This window comes from Lentzea sp. NPDC037011, assembly GCF_055607425.1.
Genome location: NZ_JBVJRT010000003.1, coordinates 766746 through 787807, shown reverse-complemented (window position 1 = coordinate 787807; position 21062 = coordinate 766746). Strand labels below are relative to the sequence as shown.

The 21062-nt window shown below is 71.0% G+C and carries 17 protein-coding genes and 1 pseudogene; 11 read left to right on the top strand and 7 right to left on the bottom strand.

From position 1 onward, the window contains the following. From ACZ7CH_RS11985 to ACZ7CH_RS11970, 4 genes are all read right to left on the bottom strand, one after another. Positions 1–851: alpha-amylase family glycosyl hydrolase (locus ACZ7CH_RS11985; protein WP_470370609.1), on the bottom strand; the 851-nt coding region annotated here is incomplete at its 3' end. A 132-nt stretch (positions 852–983) separates the two neighbouring features. Further along, a complete protein-coding gene (locus ACZ7CH_RS11980; RefSeq protein ID WP_470373833.1) occupies positions 984–1937 on the bottom strand; it encodes a hypothetical protein in 954 nt (317 codons plus the stop codon). Between the two features lie 20 nt (positions 1938–1957). Further along, complete coding sequence (locus ACZ7CH_RS11975) at positions 1958–2917, bottom strand: hypothetical protein (RefSeq protein WP_458432031.1); 960 nt, start codon at positions 2915–2917, stop codon at positions 1958–1960. Positions 2918–2967: 50 nt separating this feature from the next. After that, positions 2968–3930, bottom strand: coding sequence for an alpha/beta fold hydrolase (locus ACZ7CH_RS11970; RefSeq protein WP_470373832.1), 963 nt, complete (start codon positions 3928–3930; stop codon positions 2968–2970). A 46-nt stretch (positions 3931–3976) separates the two neighbouring features. Here ACZ7CH_RS11970 and ACZ7CH_RS11965 point away from each other — a divergent pair, with 46 nt between their 5' ends. Then, entirely contained in the window at positions 3977–5920 is a 1944-nt protein-coding gene (locus ACZ7CH_RS11965) for an FAD-dependent oxidoreductase (protein ID WP_470373841.1), read from the top strand. Positions 5921–5957: 37 nt separating this feature from the next. Here ACZ7CH_RS11965 and ACZ7CH_RS11960 read toward each other — a convergent pair whose 3' ends face one another. Continuing rightward, complete coding sequence (locus ACZ7CH_RS11960) at positions 5958–7034, bottom strand: HEAT repeat domain-containing protein (protein ID WP_470373831.1); 1077 nt, start codon at positions 7032–7034, stop codon at positions 5958–5960. 113 nt (positions 7035–7147) lie between these two features. Here ACZ7CH_RS11960 and ACZ7CH_RS11955 point away from each other — a divergent pair, with 113 nt between their 5' ends. Next, positions 7148–10180 carry a TIM-barrel domain-containing protein gene (locus ACZ7CH_RS11955; protein WP_470373830.1) on the top strand — a complete coding sequence of 1011 codons (3033 nt, stop codon included), beginning with the start codon at positions 7148–7150 and terminating at the stop codon, positions 10178–10180. 3 nt (positions 10181–10183) lie between these two features. On the opposite strand, the gene ACZ7CH_RS11950 is transcribed toward ACZ7CH_RS11955, so the two are convergent. Beyond that, complete coding sequence (locus tag ACZ7CH_RS11950; RefSeq protein WP_458432028.1) at positions 10184–10885, bottom strand: FadR/GntR family transcriptional regulator; 702 nt, start codon at positions 10883–10885, stop codon at positions 10184–10186. Positions 10886–11030: 145 nt separating this feature from the next. Between ACZ7CH_RS11950 and ACZ7CH_RS11945 the strand changes: the two genes are divergently transcribed. The 9 genes and pseudogenes from ACZ7CH_RS11945 (at position 11031) to ACZ7CH_RS11905 (ending at position 18942) form a co-directional block, all read left to right on the top strand. Beyond that, a complete protein-coding gene (locus ACZ7CH_RS11945) occupies positions 11031–12320 on the top strand; it encodes an SLC13 family permease (RefSeq protein WP_470373829.1) in 1290 nt (429 codons plus the stop codon). After that, positions 12317–13732: an acyl-CoA synthetase gene (locus tag ACZ7CH_RS11940; protein ID WP_470373828.1), complete on the top strand. Its 1416-nt coding sequence runs from the start codon at positions 12317–12319 to the stop codon at positions 13730–13732. Before ACZ7CH_RS11945 ends, ACZ7CH_RS11940 begins: the two co-directional genes overlap by 4 nt. After that, positions 13716–15032 (top strand): carboxyl transferase domain-containing protein, encoded by a 1317-nt coding sequence (locus tag ACZ7CH_RS11935; protein WP_470373827.1) that lies wholly within the window; start codon positions 13716–13718, stop codon positions 15030–15032. Before ACZ7CH_RS11940 ends, ACZ7CH_RS11935 begins: the two co-directional genes overlap by 17 nt. A 15-nt stretch (positions 15033–15047) precedes the next feature. Further along, a pseudogene (locus ACZ7CH_RS11930) lies at positions 15048–15131 on the top strand (adenylyl-sulfate kinase); the annotation flags it as partial. Positions 15132–15190: 59 nt separating this feature from the next. Then, positions 15191–15454, top strand: a complete 264-nt coding sequence (locus ACZ7CH_RS11925) for an adenylyl-sulfate kinase (RefSeq protein WP_470373826.1) — start codon at positions 15191–15193, stop codon at positions 15452–15454. A gap of 56 nt (positions 15455–15510) precedes the next feature. Then, on the top strand, positions 15511–16569 hold the full coding sequence (locus ACZ7CH_RS11920; RefSeq protein WP_470373825.1) for a DUF1214 domain-containing protein: 1059 nt from the start codon (positions 15511–15513) through the stop codon (positions 16567–16569). Beyond that, entirely contained in the window at positions 16566–17714 is a 1149-nt protein-coding gene (locus ACZ7CH_RS11915) for a sulfotransferase family protein (RefSeq protein ID WP_470373824.1), read from the top strand. The genes ACZ7CH_RS11920 and ACZ7CH_RS11915 overlap by 4 nt, the downstream gene beginning before the upstream one ends. After that, positions 17714–18493 carry an SDR family oxidoreductase gene (locus ACZ7CH_RS11910; RefSeq protein WP_470373840.1) on the top strand — a complete coding sequence of 260 codons (780 nt, stop codon included), beginning with the start codon at positions 17714–17716 and terminating at the stop codon, positions 18491–18493. Before ACZ7CH_RS11915 ends, ACZ7CH_RS11910 begins: the two co-directional genes overlap by 1 nt. Beyond that, positions 18490–18942, top strand: coding sequence for an SRPBCC family protein (locus tag ACZ7CH_RS11905; protein WP_470373823.1), 453 nt, complete (start codon positions 18490–18492; stop codon positions 18940–18942). Before ACZ7CH_RS11910 ends, ACZ7CH_RS11905 begins: the two co-directional genes overlap by 4 nt. On the opposite strand, the gene ACZ7CH_RS11900 is transcribed toward ACZ7CH_RS11905, so the two are convergent. Continuing rightward, positions 18932–20953, bottom strand: a complete 2022-nt coding sequence (locus ACZ7CH_RS11900; RefSeq protein WP_470373822.1) for a toll/interleukin-1 receptor domain-containing protein — start codon at positions 20951–20953, stop codon at positions 18932–18934. The two genes, ACZ7CH_RS11905 and ACZ7CH_RS11900, sit on opposite strands and share 11 nt — an antisense overlap. Between the last annotated feature and the right edge of the window lie 109 nt (positions 20954–21062).

Genomic DNA, 21062 nt, shown 5'->3' with positions numbered 1-21062 from the left:
CGCCGCACCGCCATGAAGATCCGCGGCATCAACGGGAAGTGGAACGCCATGTGGCACTCGTCCCCGCCCACCGCCGGGTCACCGAAGTACTCCACGACGTCGGACGGCCACTGGTTCGCCTCGGCGAGCAGGATGCGGCCGGGGTACTCGTCGTCGACGACCTTGCGGCACTTGCGGAGGAAGTCGTGCGTCTCCGCCAGGTTCTCGCAGTTGGTGCCCTCGCGCTCGAACAGGTACGGCACCGCGTCCAGGCGGAACCCGTCGATGCCGAGGTCCAGCCAGAACCGCAGGGTGTCGATCATCGCGTCCTGGACGGCGGGGTTGTCGTAGTTGAGGTCCGGCTGGTGGCTGAAGAAGCGGTGCCAGAAGAACTGCCCGCGCACCGGGTCGAAGGTCCAGTTGGACGACTCGGTGTCGACGAAGATGATCCGCGCGTCGGAGTAGCGCGAGTCGTCGTCGCTCCACACGTAGTAGTCGCCGTACGGGCCGTCCGGGTTCTGCCGCGACTCCTGGAACCACGGGTGCGCGTCACTGGTGTGGTTGAGCACCAGGTCCGTGATCACCCGGATGCCCCGCCGGTGCGCCTCCTCCAGCAGGTAGACGAAGTCCTCCACCGTGCCGAACTCCGGCAGCACCGCGCGGAAGTCGCTGATGTCGTACCCGCCGTCACGCAACGGCGAAGCGTAGAACGGCGGCAACCACAGGCAGTCGACACCGAGCCACTCCAGGTAGTCCAGTTTGGACGCGAGGCCGCGCAGATCGCCGGTGCCGTCGCCGTTGGAGTCGCTGAAGGCCCTGACCAGGACCTCGTAGAAGACAGCGCCCCTGAACCAGTTCGCCTCGTGCTCCATGGCACCTCTCGCTCGCAACGTCGTCGGATTGCGGCAGAGTGGGGCACGAGGGGCGCCAAGATCAAATCCTTCACACGGTCGTGTGAACCTGCCGGCACGCACTTCGCCTGAACCGGCGGAAACGACGACCTTTCAGGCAGAGGTGAGCGGGAAGCGCACCAGCACGTCGCCGAGCCCGGCGAGCGGCCACGCGACCACCAGGTCGAGCCACCCGTCCTCCGGGCGCCGCAGGACGAGCTGCTGGAGGCAGGAGAACGTCTGGTCGCCACCGGAGGCGACCAGCTCCCCCCGCCGCACCCAGAACGCCCCGCTCCCCTGGACGACCGCCACGGCGGCGCCGGGGCCACTCGTCCGGACCCGGGCCGGGTCGTCCGGCGCTGCGTCCTGCCGATCGGAGAAGGCGTGCTCGTTGACCACGTCAGCGGCGTGGCCCCTGGCGACGCAGAGCAGCTCCGCGGACAGCACCGGACCCACGACGGTCAACCGGGTGAGCACCACGGCGGCGCGGTGGACGCGGCGGTGCAGCACGAGCGGTGGCGCGGCGATCGTGCCCGTTTCGAGAGCCGGTGCGTCGTGGTGCGGTGCGACGTGGTGGGTCAGGCCCTGCGGCAGGGGCCGGACGTCCACCGGCGCCCGCCAGATCGAGGTGGTGGTCCGCTCGACGGTGGCCCGGTCCGGCAGCGGCAGGCGAACGACCGTCTCGGGGAAGCCGATCTCCGGCCACGCGAGGACGAGCGACATCTCGTCGAACACCGGCGGGAAGCGGAACACGACCCGATGGCCGGAGGTGCCGCCCACGTGGTCGCCGCTGTCGGACCACGACGAGAGGGCGTACTCCCAGTGCGCGTGCCCGGTCTCGTCGAGCCGGCCCACGCGCAGGTCCACGCCCTCGTCGTGTGCGGGCAGCAACCGGCGGGGTGCGACTTCGGCCGCGCCGCGGTGGTCGAGCGAACGGCGGGCCTGCAGCTCGATCTCCAGGGCCCAGGGCGTGGAGATCGCGCGCACGACGCCCACGACGAGTTCCGGGTGGTGCACCAGCAGGCCGCCCGGATGTGCCACGGCACCGAGAACCTCGGTCGTGTCCACGGGTCCACCGTCCCACGCCGTCACCGCCCGATGTCCTCGACGCCGAGCCGCGACCACTCGTCCCCGGCGAACACGTGCAGGTCGGAGCCCCGGCCGACGACCTCGGCCGTCCTGGGCAGCGACCGGCCGTCGGGCAGGACCAGCCGGAACTTCCCGGTCACCTCGACCCGGCCGTTCGCCAGCACCCCCACGACGAGCCGGTGGCGGTCCGGTCCGTACCCGCCGTACAGGGCGATGCGGTCACCGGCCACGGCGAGCGCCTTCGCGCCGCGCACCTCGTTGTGCCACCCGGACACGGCGTCGTCGTCGATCCGCACCACCGGGAAGTCGGTGTAGTAGCAGGCCCACGCCGCGCTGTCGCCGACGTTGAGCGCGTAGCAGTCGCTGATGGCACCCCACTCGTCTTCCCAGTGCGACGGGTACCGCCACTGCCGGGTGAGGTCGGCGGAGAACCGGATCAGCCCGCAGGACCCGACGGGCGCCGGGGAGTCCGCTTCGCCCCAGCCGAAGTTGCCGTAGACGCCTTCGTCGAAGTACGCCACCCACACCTCGCCGTCGCGCGTGGCCTGCACGTGCTCGATTCCGTCGCCGAAGGTGTGCGCGGCCTCCACCGCGCCGGTGGCGTCGTACACGAACGCGTTGCGCTCCGGGTCGTTCTTCCGCCACCGGCACCGCGCACCCACCACCAGGAAGCGGCCGCCGGGCAACGGCTGCACCGACGGGAAGTCCACCTTCAGGCCGGCGAGCCGGACGGTGAGCACCTGGTCCGGCTGGTGCACGGTCACGTGGGCCGGCACCGAGGGCTTCACCCTGCTGGCGGGTCCTGCGCCCTCCGGCAGGTCACCGGCCGCCACCCACAGCGCCACGGCCTCGCCCGACGGGCCCGCGGACACCGACTTCAGCACGTCGCCGGGTCGTGGCGCGGTGAGGTGCGCGTGGTGCCGGGTCCGGACGGTGGTCGAGGAGCGCTTGCTGGTCACCGGCGCATTCGACCACGCCACCGCTCCCCGTTCCCACCGATTTCCCGTGGTCAGCTCTTCAGGAACCGCAGCAGCTCCGCGGTCACGAACTCCGGGTTCTCCTCCACCAGCCAGTGCCCGGCCCGCGGAACGTCCACCGCCCGCACGATGTTCGTCATCCGGGTCGCCGCAGTGCCGCGGATGGCCTCGACCTGCCCCTGCGCGGCGAGCACCAGTGCGGGCGTGGCGACGGGGGCGGCTGCCGTGGTGTCGCGGACGTCGCGGTCGAGGGTGCGGTACAGGTCGAAGCCGCCGGACAGGGCCGAGGGCCTGCGGTAGGTGCGGGCGTACTCGTCGATCTCGGCGGCGGTGAACGGCGAGCGGTCCGCGGTGCCGCCGAACGCGCTGCCGCCGAAGGAGACCTGCGGGTAGAACAGGGCGAGGTAGTCGCGGACGTCGTTGCCCACCACGGCCTCCGGCACGCGGGGCTGCATGTGGAACGCGATGTGCCAGCTCAGGGAGCGGTAGGCGGCGGCGTCGACGGCGGGACCGGGCAGGGGCAGGTCGAGGTAGCCGAGGCGGGCGGTGTCGGCGGGGAACTGCGCGGCGTACTGGAAGGCGACGGCGGCACCGAGGTCGTGGCCCACGACGGTGGCGTCGCGGACGCCGAGCCGGGTCATCAGGGTGTGGACGTAACGCGCGAGGGTGGCCTTGTCGTAGCTCGCCGGCGTGCCGGTGCTGTCGCCGAGGCCGGGCAGGTCGACGGCGTAGACGGTGTGGTGCCCGGCGAGCGCGGGCATGACCTCCCACCACCCGTACCAGGTCTGCGGCCAGCCGTGCAGCAGGACGACCGGGGTGCCCTCACCGCCGGTCACGTAGTGCATGCGGATGCCGTCGACGTCGGCGAACCCGTGCTGGAACGTGCGGGAGAAGACCGGGTCGTCGTGGGTGACAGCAGCGTGCTCGGGGACTTCGGCGGGTGGTGAGGCGCAGGCGGTGACGAGGGCCAGGACGAGGACGAGAGCGCGGATCATGCCGGGGAGTCTTGTGGCGGACCGGCCGTTCTGGCACGAGAACTTGCTGTATCGGCAAGACCTGCGACGCAAGTACACGATCGAGGAATGTTCGGGCTCAACCCACCGACCGCACAATCGTGCGATGCCGGAGAGAGCCAGCGTGGTCGTGGTCGGAGCGGGTATGGCGGGGCTGGCCGCGGCGCGCGCGTTGCACGACCGGGGGCACCGGGTCACGGTGCTGGAGGCGCGCGACCGGGTCGGCGGGCGGATCTGGACCGATGGGCACGGCGTCGACCTGGGTGCGCACTGGATCCACGGCACCGACGGCAACCCGGTCACCGAGCTGGTCGAGGACCTGGGCATCCCGTACAGCTACGTCGGCGGCGACAGCGCCTACACCGGCGGCTTCGACAGCCTCGACCTGTTCGGCGCGGACAACCGGGTCGTGGGCCACCGCTACAAGAGCCGCACGCTGGAACTGGCCGACGACGTGCTGCACGAGCTCGAACAGCGCGCCGCGCTCGCCCGCAGGGACGAGCTGCCCGACGTCGCGCTCGGCCAGGCGTTGCGCGAGGTCCTCGCCGGGAGGGCGTTGTCCGCCGAGGACGAGCAGGCGGTCCGCTACCACCTCAACGTGCTGCTGCGCGAGGACGCGGCGGAGGACCCGGACCGGCTGTCGCTCCAGCACTGGGAGGAGGGCTACCTGGTGTACGGCTACGGCGACAGCACGTTGCACCGGGGTTACCAGTCCGTTGTGGACGCTCTGGCCGAGGGGCTGGACGTGCGGCTCGGCCACGTGGTCTCGCTGGTCGAACCGGGCCGCGTCACGACGGGGCAGGGGGTGTTCGAGGCGGACAGGGTCCTGGTGACGCTGCCGCTGGGCGTCCTCAAGGCGCGGGCGGTGCGGTTCGACCCGCCGCTGCCCCGCGACAAGCGGACGGCGATCGACAAGCTCGGCTTCGGCACGCTCAACAAGATCGCGCTGCACTACCCGGAGCCGTTCTGGCCGCGCGACCAGTACGTGTTCGGCTACCTGTGCCGCGACACCGACCGCTACCCCACCGTCGTCATCAGCATGTGGAAGTCGCACGGCAAGCCGATCCTGGTGATGCTGCTCGGTGCGTCGCTGGGCCGGGAGCTGGAGACGTGGACCGACGAGCACGTCGAGGCGTACGCGACCACGGTGGTGCGGGACGTCTTCGGCCCGGACGTGCCCGCACCGCAGCACATCTCGCGCACGGCGTGGACGGCCGACCCGTTCGCCCGCGGCTCCTACACGTGCATCGGCGTCGGCTCGTCGTCGAAGGACGTCGCCGCGCTCGCCGAACCGGTCGGCGACTGGCTGCACTTCGCCGGCGAGGGCACGAACCCCTACCACTGGGGCTGCGTGCACAGCGCCTACGAGTCCGGGCGGCGCGAGGCAGCCAGGATCAGCGGTGACGCGACGCTGTTCGCACCGCCGAGCGCCGGCACGCCGCGCCGCCAGACGCGCAACGTCGACCGGATGCTGCGGTTCGTGCGGATGCGGATGACGCACCTGAGCGAGCCCGAGCTGACCGAACGGGTGGCGTGCCTGCGCGACAGCACCGACCCGCACGGCGTCCGCCTGTTCACCGCGCTGGCCGACGCCGAACTGGAGACGCTGGCGTCGATGTTCGACGAGATCCCGTTCAGCGCCGGTGACCGGTTGTTCCGCGAGGACGACCCGGCCCACGGCGTGTTCCTGGTGCGCGCCGGTGAGGTCGAGGTCGACTTCGGCGGCATCTACGAGCGCGCGCGGCTGGGCAGGGGCGCGCTGCTCGGCCACCACGACCTGTTCTTCAACGCCCGCACCACGTCCGCGACGGCGCTGACCGACGACGTGGTCGTGTACTACCTGGACCACTACCGGTACCAGAGCTTCCTGTACGCGTTCCCCGACGTGCTCATGGTGATGATGTCGGACCTGGTGACGCGCTGGGAGCAGCTGGAGACGGCACTCGGCGCCGCTCCGCTGATCAGGCGCTGAACGGTGGTAAGGTCAGGCCCTTGCCCGCCACGGCCAATCAGAGCAGTGCGCGCAGCCCGTCGCGGTCGGCGGGCAGACCGGCCCTGCGCAGCCACAGCACCCGGTTCGCGATCGAGCCCCAGCAGCGGTCGTTGTCCACCACCGCGCCGAGAAAGCGCCGCTGCGCCTCGGAGAGCCGATCACCTGGACCGCCGCGGAACGCCCTGAGCAGCAGCGGTCCCCAGTCCGCGTCCACCGTGTACTCGTTGGTCATCCGGGCGACCGCCACGGCCTCGTCGGCGATCTCGTCGAACTCGGTCGTGCGCCGCAACAGCGCCGCGACCAGCTGGAACCGCAGCTTTCCCTCCAGCTGGGGCGGGTGCTCGCCGAGCAGGTCGTCGGCTGCCTCAGGGTCGCGCAACGCCGCCCGGACCTCCGCGAGCGCCGCGGGATCGCCGTCGTGCACGGTGGTGACGGCCGCGCACGCCCGCACGCCGGGGTGGTCGTCGGTCAGCAGGGCCGGGATGCCCCAGCCGCCCAGGCTCAGCGCGATGCCCGCGCGCTCCGCCGGGGACGCGTCCTGCGCCGCGCGCAGCAACCGGTCGGCCACGGCGCCCCGCCGGTCGGCGAGCTCGTCGGCCTGGAGCAGGTGCGCCACGGCACCGGTGGCCGCCTGGCGCACGGCGGGGTCGGTGTCGTCCAGGAACGGCGCGACCCGGTCGAAGAGGTCCGGCAGGAGGAGCCGGCCGGCCACCCACGGGTCGTCCTCGGCCTCTTCGTCGTCCTCGTCCTCGTCGTCCCACGTCACCGACTCCGCGAACGCGCCGAGCCACTCCAGCAGAGCGGCGCGCAGCGGGCGTTCCCTTTCATCCCACGGCAGAGCGCTCTCACACGGGACACCCACGCGCGGGTCGTCGAGGACCGCGGCCACGAGCTCGGCGGCCGGGAGGGTCGCCGAGCAGACCGAACCCTGGTGCAGCAGCGCCGAGTCGAGGAAGCCGAGGGCGTCTCCGCAGGCCTCCGGGTCCTCGCTGAGCAGGGCCGCCAGCCGACCGAGGGCGTCGGAGGCGGGACCGCAGGCGTGTTCCAGGTCGTCCCAGCCGGTGTCCCGCAAGATCGCTTCCGCTGTGCGCACGGCGGCATCATGTCAGGCCGAATTCCCTCTTGATCGGTCCACCCGGGCAGGCCAGGGTGTGTGCAAGAACCTGAACGACCCTCGCACGCCAACGTTGTCAACGAGGAGACCCGATGCGGAAACGCACGACAGCACTACCTCTGCTGGCACTACTGGGCCTGGTCCTGCCGATTCCGGCGACCGCACAGCCGACGGACACGGTCGTGTCCGGGCAGGCCAGGTTCCAGGTCCTCTCCCCCACCCTGGTGCGCACCGAGTACGCCGGTGACCGCCGCTTCGAGAACGCGGCCACTTACAACGTTGTAAACCGCGCCGGCTTCCCCCGCACTGCCTACCGCTCGCGCACCGAGAACGGCTGGCTGGTCATCACCACCTCGGCGATGACGCTGCGCTACCGGGTCGACTCCGGGCCGTTCCGCGCGGACAACCTGGAGGTCAAGACGGCGAGCACGACCGCGTCCCCGTGGCGGCGGGTCGTGTGCGCGACCGGGCAGCTCTGCGAGGTCGAGGACCAGCAGCGCGAGGGCCTGCTGATCGCGGCCGACCACCCCGGTCACACCGGCAGCGGGTTCGCAGCCGGGTTCCAGTACCTCAACAACGGCGTCACGGCGACCGTCCGCGCCACCGCGGCGGGCAAGCACCGGATCGTCGTGCGCTACGCCAACGGGCAAGGCGGTGACGGCAAGCACGAAAGCCGCACGCTCGGGATCGGCGTCGACGGCAAGGCGCCGAAGCAGGTCACGCTGCCCAGGACCGCGGACTGGCGGGACTGGCAGCTGGCCGAGACCGAGGTCGACCTCACCGCCGGCGAGCACCGCGTCGCACTGACGCGAGGAGCGGGCGACTCCGGCAATGTCAACGTTGACAGCCTCGCGGTCCTCACAGCCGGCCAGGCGTTCCCGACGCAGCGGGCGACCGACGAGTGCCGGTTCGGCACCACCTGCGAGGCCGAGAACAGCGTGACCGACGCCGACATCGCCGACGAGCACGCCGGGTACGCGGGCACCGGGTTCGTCGCCGAGCTGGTCGGCGGCAGGAGCGTGAGGCAGCGGGTCAGCGGGGTCCCGGCGGCGGGCACCCACGCGGTCCAGCTGCGCTACGCCAACGGCGTCGGCGGCGACGGCAAGCACGAGGCGCGCACGGTGTTCGTCAACGGCACGGCGGTCTCGTTGCCGGCCACGGCGAACTGGGCGACCTGGGGCACGGTGACGGCGCAGGTGCCGTTGCCGGCAGGCAGCTCGGAGCTCGCCGTCACGTGCCCGGCGACCGGCTGCCACGTCAACCTCGACACCATCGGGATCGCCTCGACGTCGCAGCACCTCCAGCTCGGCGGCTACCGGCGTTCGCTCGACGGCTACTCCGGCGACGACGGCCCGCCGAGGCTGTACGCCGGTCTGCTGCACCGCGACGGCTGGTACCTGCTCGACGACACGACCTCCGCTCTCGCCACCAGGGCCGTGCGGCCGGACCGGGGCGCACAGCCCTACCAGGACGGGTACGTCTTCGGTTACGGCCAGGACTACAAGGCCGCGCTGGGTGACCTGGCGACGCTGACCGGTGGCCCGAAGCTGCTGCCGAGCTGGGCCTACGGCGTCTGGTACTCGGAGTACATCGACCGGACCGCGGCCGACTTCCGCGACCGGATCGTGCCCGCGTTCCGCGCGAACGGCGTGCCGCTGGACGTCCTCGTGATCGACACGGACTTCAAGGCGCACAACGCGTGGAACGGCTGGCGGGTCGACCCGGCGAAGTTCCCGGCCGACTTCCAGGACTGGGTGCACGGGCAGGGCCTGCACAGCACGCTGAACATCCACCCGAGCATCCAGGCCGACGACCCCGACTTCGCGCAGGCCCAGGCCACCGCGAAGGGCAAGCTGGCGAAGAACGGCAGCCGCGGCGGTGTCGACAGCTACGCGTTCGACTGGGCGGACCCCGACCAGCTGCGCGCGTACCTGGACCTGCACCGGCCGATGAAGACGGACTTCTGGTGGCTCGACTGGTGCTGCGACGGCTCCGGCTCGTCGGCACGCGGCGTCACGCCGGACACGTTGATCAACGAGGAGTACGCGAAGCTGTCCACCCTGGACCGCGGGTTCGCGTTCTCCCGCGGCTACGGCTCGCTGCAGGCGGGCGGCTACAGCGGGTCCGGCCCGCTGCCGACCGGTCCGTGGGCGGAGAAGCGGCACACCCTGCACTTCACCGGCGACACCTCGTCGACGTGGGGTGCGATGAAGGGCACCATCGGCCTCACCTCAGCGGAGGGCGTGGCGACCGGCATGTCGAACATCAGCCACGACATCGGCGGTCACAACGACACCACCGGGCTGCGCGGCTCGGAGACCTACCTCGACAACGGCCAGCTCCGCCACACCACCAAGCTGCCGGACGACCTGTACGCGCGGTGGGTGCAGCTGGGCGCGTTCCAGCCGATCACCCGCTTGCACAGCAACCACGGCGACCGGTTGCCGTGGCAGTACGGGCCGGCGGCGCAGGCCTCGGCGACGAAGTTCCTGAACCTGCGCGAACGGCTCGTGCCCTACCTCTACACGCTGGCGGAGCAGGCCAACCGGACCGGTGTGCCGATGGTGCGTCCCGCGTACCTGGAGTACCCGAGCAGCCCGGAGGCGTACTCCACCGTGGACACGCAGTTCCTGCTGGGGTCTGACATGCTGGTCGCACCGATCACCACCCCGGGTGAGGTCGGCGAGACGCGGGTGTGGTTCCCGCCGGGCCAGTGGACCGACTACTTCACCGGCCGGGTGTACCAGGGCAACACCTGGGCGACGGTGAGCGCGGGCCTCGACACCATGCCGGTGTTCCTGCGCTCGGGCGGCCTGCTGGTGGAGCGCACCGGGAACGTCGCCAACCACGTGCAGAACAAGGCCGACGCGCTGACCGTGCACGTCACGGAAGGCGCTCGCGGTGAGTTCTCGCTCTACGAGGACGACGACCGCAAGCTGTCCGCGCGCACGCGCATCAAGCACGAGGACGGGAAGGTGACGATCGACCCGGCGCGCGGCTGGTTCCCCGGCAAGGTGTCCCAGCGGGACTGGACCGTCGTCGTGCACAGGGCCGACGGCACCACGCGCACCGTGCAGGCGATGGCGAAGTCGGCGCACCGGCGGGTGGTGGTCGACCTCCGCTGACGGTCAGTCCTCCGGGACCCAGTCCAGGAGCCTGACCTTCGCGACCGTCCGCACGTGCCTGCGCATGGCCATCGCCGCCTTCTTCGGTTCACCGGCGGCGATGGCCTCGTAGATCGCGGTGTGCTGGGCCAGCGACCGCGACGGGCGGCCGGGCTGGCGCAGCGACTCGGTGCGGCTCTCGGTGATCTGCGTGGCGATGGTCCGCATGAACTCGGCCAGCAGCGCGCTGTGCGCCGCGGCGGTGACGGCGGCGTGGAACCGGCGGTCGCCCTCCACGCCGGCCCCGCCGTCCGCGATCTCGTCGCGCATGAAGTCCAGTGCCAGCCGGATGTCCTCCAGCTCGGCGGCGGTGCGGCGTTCGGCGGCGAGCTCGGCCAGCTTGGTCTCCATGGCCTCGCGGGCCTCCAGCACGTCCGGGAGGCGCTTGCGGCGTTCGACGAGCTGCTCGACCGGCTCCACGTCGAGGGTGTCGCGCACGAGGTAGGTGCCGCCGCCGTGGCGGGCCTCGACCAGGCCCTGTACCTCCAGCACCACGATCGCCTGCTTGACCGACGCGCGGCTCACCCCGAGGCCGGCGGCGAGGTCGCGTTCGGGCGGCAGCCTGTCCCCCGCCTTCAGACCCGCCTCGGCGACGTGGGCGCGCAGGCGTTCGAGCACCTGCTCGTACAGGCGGGACTTCACCACCGGCCGCAGCGCCTCGGACATCTGCCCAGGGTAACCGGTCAAGTGGCTCAGCCACTAGGCCACCTCTTGACAGCCGGTGGACCGCGGGCGGAAAGTGGCTGAGCCACTCGGCCACTGACCCGGACCACCGGCCCAGCTCGGACAGCACCGACGACGGGAGCCCCGCATGTCCGCCGAACTGATCTCGATCCTCGTGCTGGTCGTGGTGTTCGTGATCGCCACGACCCGGTCGGTCAACATGGGCGCGCTCGCGTTCGCCGCGGCCTTCGGGGTCGGCACGCTGGTCGCCGGCATGAAGGCCGACGACATCTTCAAGGGCTTCCCCGGTTCCCTGTTCGTCGTGCTGGTGGGCGTGACGTTCCTGTTCGCCATCGCGCGCGCCAACGGCACCACGGACTGGCTGGTGCACCAGGCGATCCGGGTGGTCGGCGGGCGGATCGCGCTGATGCCGTGGGTGATGTTCGCGATCACCGGCGTGCTGACGGCGATCGGTGCCGTGAGCCCGGCGGCGGTGGCGATCATCGCGCCGATCGCCATGGGCTTCGCGGCCAAGTACCGGATCAGCCCGCTGCTCATGGGCGTGATGGTCGTGCACGGCGCGCAGGCCGGTGGCTTCTCCCCCATCAGCATCTACGGCACGATCGTCAACGGCATCGTGGCCAAGGAAGGCCTGCCGGGCAACGAGGTCGTGCTGTTCCTGGCCAGTCTCGTGGTGAACCTGCTCATCGCGGCCGTGGTGTTCGTGGTGTGCGGCGGCCTGAAGCTCGCCCGCCAGCCGCTGGAGACACCCGCGCTGGTGCGGACCGGCAGTGGTGGCGACGTCCCCGGCGACAGCGGTGGGACCGAGGAGCGGACCACCCTCACCGCGCCGCGGATCGCCACCCTCGCCGGCCTGGTCGCGCTCGTCGTGGCCGCGCTGGTGTTCGACCTCGACGTCGGCCTGGCCGCGATCACCGTGGCGGTGCTGCTGAGCGTGGTGTGGCCGGAGCAGAGCAAACAGGCGATCAACCAGATCACCTGGCCGACCGTGCTGCTGATCTGCGGCATCCTCACCTACGTCGCCGTGCTGCAGACGATGGGCACGATCAAGTGGGCCGGCGACTCGGTGGCCGGTGTCGGCGCACCGCTGGTCGCCGCGCTGCTGATCTGCTACATCGGCGCGATCGTGTCGGCGTTCGCCTCGTCGGTCGGCATCATGGGCGCGCTCATCCCGCTCGCCGTGCCGTTCCTGCTCCAGGGCGAGGTCAGCGCGGTCGGGCTGATCGCGGCACTCGCGGTGTCGGCGACCGTGGTCGACGTCAGCCCGTTCTCCACCAACGGCGCGCTGGTGCTCGCCGGCGCGCAGGACGTGGACCGCGACAAGTTCTTCAAGCAGCTCATGGTCTACGGCGGGATCATGGTCGCGGCGGCGCCGCCGCTGGTCTGGCTCGCCCTCGTCGTCCCCGGAATCTGGTGAGTGCCTTGTTCTCGTCGCCCTCGAACCGCGTCGCCCTCCGCTTCGGCGACCAAGCCCTGACCCACGCCGAGCTCGCGTCCTGCGCGGGCGCCCTGGCACAGCGGCTCACCGGCCTGCCGCGGGTGGCGGTGTGGGCCACCTCAACGATCGAGACGTGCGTGGCCGTCGTCGCGGCGCTGCTCGCCGGGGTGCCCGCCGTGCCGCTCAACCCGAAGGTCGGCGAACGGGAGCTGGCGCACATCGTCTCGGACAGCGCACCGGCCGCGGTGCTCGCGGCGCCGGGTGTCGAGCTGCCGCCGGGCCTGCGGTCGGTGCCGCGGCTCGACGTGACCCTCGGCGGTGCTTCCGCCGAGACGTTCGCGGAGCCGGGTGACGACGCGCCCGCGCTGATCGTCTACACCTCGGGCACGACCGGGTCCCCCAAGGGCGTGGTGCTGCCCCGCCGCGCCATCACGTCCACGTTGGACGCGGTGGCCGACGCGTGGCAGTGGACGGGGGACGACGTGCTGGTGCACGCGTTGCCGTTGTTCCACGTGCACGGCCTGATCCTCGGCGTGCTCGGGCCGCTGCGGCGCGGCGGGACCGTCGTGCACCTGGGCAAGTTCTCGACCGCCGCGCTCACCGAGGCGTTGTCCGGTGACGGCACGATGATGTTCGGCGTCCCGACCATGTACCACCGCATCGCCGAAGAGGTCGGTGACAACCCGGCGCTGGCGGCGGCGCTGCGGGGTGCGCGGGTGCTGGTGTCGGGTTCGGCGGCGTTGCCGGTGCGCGACCACGAACGCATCGCGGCGGCGACCGGGCAGCGGGTCGTGGAGCGCTACGGGATGACCGAGACGCTGATGAACACCAGCGTCCGCGCCGACGGCGACCGCAAACCCGGCGCGGTCGGCCTGCCGCTGGCCGGTGTGGAGGTCCGGCTGGTCGACGACGGCGGTGCCGTGCTGGACGAGACCGGTGCCATCGGCGAGATCCAGGTGCGCGGCCCGAACCTGTTCACCGAGTACCTCAACCGCCCGGACGCGACGGCGGAGGCGTTCGCGGACGGCTGGTTCCGCACCGGTGACGTCGGCACCCGCGACCCGGACGGCTACTACCGGATCGTCGGCCGCAAGGCCACGGACATCATCAAGAGCGGCGGCTACAAGATCGGCGCCGGCGAGATCGAGAACGCGCTGCTCGAACACCCGGCGGTGAAGGAGGTGGCGGTGACCGGCGAGCCCGACGACGACCTGGGCGAGCGGATCGTCGCCTGGGTCGTGCCGGCCGGTGCCGCGCCGTCCGAACGCGAGCTGGCCGACCACGTCGCCCGGCTGCTCACCCCGCACAAGCGCCCGCGGCGGGTGCGGTTCGTGGAGTCGTTGCCGCGCAACGACATGGGCAAGGTGATGAAGCGTGCCCTCCGGCCGTGAACCGGCCAGGGCGCTGATCGCGGCGCTCACCACGTCGTTCACCGAGCTGCCCGGCGACCTGCCCGGGGTGTCGGACGGTCCGCTGGGGTGGCCCGGCTACGGCTCCTCGCTGACCGCCGCCGCGGACCGCACCGGCGAACGGGAGTCCGTCGTGTGCGGCGTCGCGTCGATCGGTGCCGTCCGCGCGGTGGTCGTGGCGTTCGAGTTCGGCTTCCTCGGCGGCTCGCTGGGCACCCATACCGGCACGCGCATCGAGCAGGCGTTCTCCCACGCCCGCTCGTCGGGCCTGCCGGTCGTGTCCCTGGTCGCCACCGGCGGCAGCCGCATGCAGGAGGGCACCGTCGCGCTCACCCAGCTGCACCGCATCGCGCGCCAGCTCGTCCTGACCCGCGCCGCCGGCCTGCCGCACCTCTCGGTCCTGCGCGACCCGTCGACCGGCGGTGGCTGGGCGACGCTCGGCGCGGGCGCGGACGTCGTGCTGGGCCTGGAGGACGCGCAGGTGGGGTTCGCGGGCTCGCGGGTGCGGCCGCCGGGGTACGCGGTGGCCCAGCAGTTCGCAGCGGGTTCGGTCGACCAGCTGGTGCCGCCGGGCGAGCTCCGGCCGCGCCTGGAGCGGTGGCTGCGCCTGCTGACCACCCCGTCGCCCGTTCCCGCCGCGGTGCCGCCGGCGTTGGGTTCGGCGACGCTGCCGCGGACCGGCTGGGAGGCGGTGGAGAACGCCCGCGCGCCGGGCCGTCCCCGTGCCGCCGAGTACCTCGTAGCGTACTTCGACTGGTACGAGCCGATCAGCGGCGACCGCTGCGGTGGCGTCGATCCGGGTGTGCTGTGCGGCTTCGGGTTCCGCGAGGGCGCTGCCGTCGCGTTCGCGGCCCAGTGCGGCACGGCCACCCGTCCCGCGGGCTTCCGCACGGCGGCACGGCTGGTGCGGCTGGCCGACCGGCTCGCGATCCCGGTGCTGACGCTGGTGGACACACCGGGCGCGGCCAACGACCTGGCCGCGGAGGAGGCCGGGGCCGGGCCGGCGATAGCGGACATGTTCACGGCGGTGGCGTCGGCGTCCGCCCCGGTCACGACGCTGCTGATCGGCGAGGGCGGATCGGGCGGTGCACTGGCGTTCGCGGCACCGGACCGGACGTGGGTGACGCCGGACAGCTACCTCGCCGTGATCTCGCCGGAGCTGGCGGCGGCGATCCTGAAGCGCGACCGGGACCAGGCGCGGGAGACGGCGGACCAGCTGCGGTTGCGGCCGCAGGACCTGGTGGAGCTGAAGATCGCGCGGGGGATCGCGGACCGCTCCTGACTCACCGGCGACAACGTGCGGCACGGGCTCAGCTCCGCCCTCGGGTTCAGCGCCGCCGACCGGGCCGAGAACGTCCGGCGGATCGCCGAGGTCGCCGCGCTGATGGTCGACGCGGGCCTGATCGTGCCGGTCTGGTTCATCTCGCCGTTCCGCACCGAATGCGCGCGCTGGCACGGGACCTCATCGTCGAGAACGAGTTCTACGAGGTCTCCGTCGACACCCCGCCGGCGGTGGCGGAGCAGCGCGACCCGAAGGGCCTGTACCGCAAGGCCCGACGCGGTGAGCTGCCGAACTTCACCGGCATCGACTCCCCTTACGAGGAACCGGAACGACCGGAGGTCCGGATCGACACCGCGGCGCTGACGCCGGAGGCCGCCGCGGCGGAGGCGCTGGCGGGACTGCGTGCGCTCGGCGTCTGTTGAACGTTGTCCAGAATCGGGTATCTTCGACTAGAACACGTTCTAATCGGGAGGTCGGTGTGCCGGATCAGGCGTGGTCGAGGTTCTGCCGGGCGCTGGAGGAGGCAGGCCGGGTGGTGCTGTCGGAGCACGCGCCGGACACCCCGCTCGACCGCGCGGAGGGCTACCGCTACCTCGCCCGGCTGACCCGCGAGATGCTGTACTCCTGCCTGGACAACGCCGACCCCGACTTCCCGCGGTTCCACGAGCTCGACTTGGTGAAGATCGGCGCCGACAACCCGGACAACGTCTACCTGTCCGCGAACATCCGCGGCGACCGCACCTACCGCATCACCGGGACGCGCGGCAGCATCGCGTACTTCAGCATCGGCTCGAAGGCCAACCGCTATGCCAAGGACGGCACGATGGCCTCCACCGGTGAGCTGTCCGACGCCGACCTCGTGACCGCGCCGGACGGCACCGTCGAGATCATCGCGAGCACACAGGAGCAGGGGCCGAACTGGCTGCCGCTGGCCCCCGACTCGACCGGTCTCGTGGTTCGGCAGACCTACCTCGACCGCACGACCGAGGTACCCGGCCGGTGGCACGTCGAACAGGTCGGCGGGCCTGCCGAGCCGGCCCCGCTGACGCCCGAGTTCCTCGCCAAGGCCCTGCACCGGGCGGCCCTGTCGGTGCACGGCACCGCGGCCACGTTCGCGCACTGGACCCGGACGTTCATGGCCCGCCCCAACGAGCTGCCCGACTTCGGCCAGGAGGTGTTCCAGCGCGCGGGCGGCGACCCGGAGATCTTCTACCTGCACGGCTACTGGACGCTGCGGCCCGGCGAGGCCTGGGTGGTCGAGACCGACGTGCCCGACTGCCCGTACTGGAACTTCCAGCTGGGCAACTGGTGGATGGAGTCGCTCGACCACCGCCGCAAGATCACCGTCAACAAGCACACGGCCGTGCTCGACCGCACCGGCCGCCTCACGATCGTGGTGGCCGAGCGCGATCCCGGCGTGGGCAACTGGATCGACACCTGCGGTCACACCTCCGGCACCGCGCTGCTGCGCTGGCTCGGCGCCACCGAACACCCGATCCCGAAGTGCCGTGTCGTCGCCCTGGAGGAGCTCCGATGACGGTCACCACCGCGCTCGACGTCGACGAGCTGCTGACCGGGGCCGCCGCCAAGACCGGCCTGGACGACTTCGGCGACGACTGGTTCCGCGAACCGCTCGGCGTGCTCGTCGCGAGCCTCAACGCGGAGGCCTCCCTGTCAGCGCCGGGGGTGCGGCTCACCCGGCACCGGCTCACCGCGCTGCTGGCCGACCGGTTGCGGCTGCGCGCCCTGCAGCGCGAGCACCCCGAGGTCCTCGACGTCGAGGTGCGGGTCGCCGCGGAGATCTGCGGCCTGCCGCGCACCGGTTCCACGCTGCTGCACCGGCTGCTGGCCGCGTCGCCGCAGCTCACCTCGACGCTGTCGTGGGAGGTCGCCTACCCGGTGCCGTTCCCCGGTGAGGGCTCCGATGCCGCCGAGCGCAAACGCCGTGCCCAGGAACGCATGCGGGCCTTCGCCCAGCTCTCCCCCGAGTTCGGCGACCTGCACACGGTCGTGTGGGACGGGCCGGAGGAGGACGTGCTGCTGCTGGACCGGACGTTCGTGTCCATGAGCTTCGACTCGTTCTACCGGGTGCCGTCCTACGGCGACTGGCTGCGCACCGCCGATCAGACGCCGGCCTACCGCGAGCTGCGCGAGTGGCTGCAGGTGTTGCAGTGGCAGCAGGAGGGGCGCACCCGGCCGTGGGTGCTCAAGTCGCCGCACCACCTCACCGCGGTCGACACCGTGCTGGACACCTTCCCCGGCTGCAAGGTCGTGATGACCCACCGCTCACCCGCGCGGGCCGTGCCGTCGTACGCCTCGATGGTGCGCACGATGTCGTCGCAGTACAGCGAGAACGTCGACCCGCTGTGGATCGGCCCGTACTGGTCCGGCCGGTTCGCGCAGACGCTGCGGGGTTTCGCCGCGGCCCGGCAGGCCCGCCCCGAGCGGTTCGTGGACGTCCGGTTCGCCGACACCGTGGCCAAACCGCTCGTCGTCGCCCACGACGTGCTCGGCGAGCTCGGCCTGCCCGCGGGCCCGGCCGACGACCAGGCGTTCGCCGCCTACCTGCGGCAGAACCGCGCCGAACGGCACGGCGCGCACTCCTACGCCCCGGAGGACTTCGGCCTGACCGAGGACCGCCTCGAACGGGACTTCGCCTTCTACACGGAGGTCTACCCGTGATGCTCCAGGACGAGGTGGTCGTGATCACCGGCGTCGGACCGGGCCTCGGCTCGAAGCTCGCACTCCGCGCCGCCGCCGAGGGCGCCAAGGTCGTGATGGCCGCTCGCTCCACCGACGTGATGGACCGGGTGGCCGAGGACGTGGCGGCTGCCGGCGGCGAGGCCGTCGGGGTGTCCTGCGACGTCCGCAGACCCGACCAGGTGGCGCGGCTGGTCGAGACCGCCGTCGACCGGTTCGGCACGATCACCGGCCTGGTCAACTCGGCGTTCGGCCACCCCGGTTTCGCCGACCTGCTGGACACGCCGGAGAAGGCGGTCCGGCGGTCGATGGACATCATCCTGCACGGCGCGCTGAACGTGACCCGCGAGGTCGTGCCGCACATGAAGGCCGTGGGACGCGGCTCGATCGTGAACATCGGCACGATGACCACCCGCAAGCCGATGCGCGGCGAAGGCGGCTACGCGGTCGCGAAGGCCGCGATGGCCACCGCGACCCAGTTCCTGGCGCTGGAGCTCGGCGAGCACGGCATCCGCGCCAACCAGGCCGTCATGGGCTGGCTGGACGGCCCCGGCGTGCGGTTCTACCTGAAGTTCACCGCCGACGCTCGCGGCGTGAGCGAGCAGGACGTCTACGACGAGATCGCCGCCCGCAACCCGCTGGGCCGCATCCCCACCGACGAGGCGTGCGCGGGTGCGGTGCTGTTCCTGTTGTCCCGCTTGGCCTCCGAGGTCACCGGTGCGACGCTCGACGTCAACGGCGGGGAGCACATGCCGGCATGACCCACCTGATCGAGTCCGTCGTCGTGGAGATCGGCGCACCCGCCGAGTTCGTCTGGCAGGTGCTGGTCGACTACGCCGGCTACCCGCAGTGGAACCCGTACACGCTGAGCGTGGCCACGACGCTGGAGGTGGACTCGCCGATCGACCTCACCCTGCCGCGGCCGGACGGCTCGCCGGGCACGTTCGTGAGCCGGGAGTTCGTGCGTTCCGTCGTGCCACCGAGGTTGTTGCGCTACGACACCGGGGACACGTTCCCGGGACTGCTCGGGGTGCGGGACCAGTGGATCACGCCGCTGGGTCCTGCCCGGTGCAGCTATCACACCTGTGAGACGTTCAACGGCAAGTACGCCGACGCCGTGGTGGCCGCTCAGGGTGCCTACGTGAAGCAGGGTTTCGACGCCGTGGCGCACGCGTTGCGCGACCGGGTGGCCGCACTGGTCAAGGCCTGATGCCCACGAGCCACGCTGCGAGGGAAACCTGACTCAGCACGGTGTGCTCGCCTGTGGCGACGTCCAAGAGGGTGACCTGGAACGGGCGGCCCGACGTCCAGATGATTCGATTGCCTGCCTTGGACCAGCCGACGAGGCTCACATCTCGGCGGCCGATCATCTCATCGTCTTGCCCGTGCGCGGCGCTGGTGAGCACTTTCCCGTGCGGCACCGACAAGGCGCGGATTTCGTCCCTGTTCGTGACCGCGAGGCTCGCACTGTCGGAGGACCACACGAGTGACGCACCGTCAGACGCCACAGGCACCAGAGTGAACGGTGAGATCGGCTGGCCGTCATCGGCTCTCCACAACTGCACGACCTCTTTAGTTGTGTCCGCCACCGCCAACCAGGTGCTGTCCGGTGACCACTGGAGATCGTCGACGGAGTTCGAATCGCGTGTGAAGCCAAAGTCGGTGCTGGACGTGAAATGGCCGTCCTCGACCTTGTGGAACACCAGGTTCTCGTTCCAGGTGATCGAGGCGAGCCGACTCCCGTCCGGAGACCAGACGACCTTGCGGACGGCGTTGCGGTGGCCGGTGAAGGAATCCACGACCGACAGGTTCGTCGACTCAAGGCGCAGCAAACCGACCGTGCGGCCACCACCCACGGCGATCGTGTCGGAGTCGTGTGGCGCCCATGCCAGTAAGCCGACCCCAGCTCGTTCCCCCAAGACGACGGTCTGACTCACGACCGGGTTCTCCTCATCGGTTCGCCAGATCCGAACAGCACCGAAGCGGTCGCTGGTGGCGATCCTCGAACTGTCGGCGGACCAGGAGATGTCGTTGAGCGATCCCTGGTGCCCTGACAGCGACCGGACGAACTGCAGGCTCGCCGCCTCCCAGAGGTACATCACTCCGTCGGAAGTGTTGGCGGTCACCAGCCAGCGCCCGTTCGGAGACCACCGGATCAGCTCGGCGGCTCCTTCCGCGTGAACGCCCAGATCACCCGCGCTATCGCCCCACACGCCGCGCTCGACGTCCCAGGTCCGCAGCTGACCGCAGAACACGGTGGCGATGAACCGCCCGTCCGGTGACATCTCCGCTCCGCTGATCGCGCGCTGGGGATAGGTGGTCTCCGTCAGATGGCTCCACCCGAACGGGGCCAGCAAGGCCAGCACGAACGCGATGGCTCCAAGACGGTTGGCTCGGCGCGCCCGCGGATCTCTTCTCACGGAGTCGCGCAGGTGTTGTCTCTGCAGGTCCTCCACCTGCAGAGACAACTGGTGGCAGTCGTCGGCGAAGTGCTTGTCGCTTCCGAGTTTGACCGACTGCTGGTACGGCAACACGCCGATGCTCTTGGGCAGGTCGGCAACCGATGGGAGGTCGGCCCCGTCAACCAGAACCGGGGCGACGGGTATGGCGGCGGAGAGCGCCTCCTCGATTTCGATCAGAACGTAGTCCTCTTCGCGCCCTTCACGGTCTCGTAGCAGTTCCAACCACCTGGGTCCGATCACCACCAGCATCACGTCACACCGTTTGATCACGTCCACGAGGTGGGGTCGGAAGTCGCGGCCCAACGGTAGTGCGTGCCGATCCAGGAAGACCCGATGAGTGCCGTAGTAGTCGTTCACCAGGCAGGCGTACAACCGCGTGGCGATGGATTCACTGTCCGCACGCCGATAGCTGATGAAGACCTTGGGCTTCCGCCGCAGCAGAGCGTCATCGCCGAACCACACCACGACGAACGCGCTGATCAGACCGAACACGATGCCGAGGACCGGGCTGTACGCCCATCCGCCTTCGCTGATCACGAACAGGAAGACTCCGGTGGCACCGGGGACCAACAGGTTGAACGAGAACGCGGCGATCGGACCGAACGTGCCCCTGAACCAGGTCAACTGCACAGCCGTGAACAGACCTGCTACCACCAGCACGATTGTCGACACACTTCTCGAATCACCGAATTCGACGCTGTCGAAGTGGAAGAACCACACGGCCGCCAGGTACGGGACGAGCACCACGGCCAGCCGCACGCGCAGGGTGCTGCGGACAGGTCCAGAAACCCGCTTCACACCGGATCTTCGCAACACGGGGACGACATCGGTCCTGAGATGTCGTCCGTTATCAAAATTCGTCGTCGCA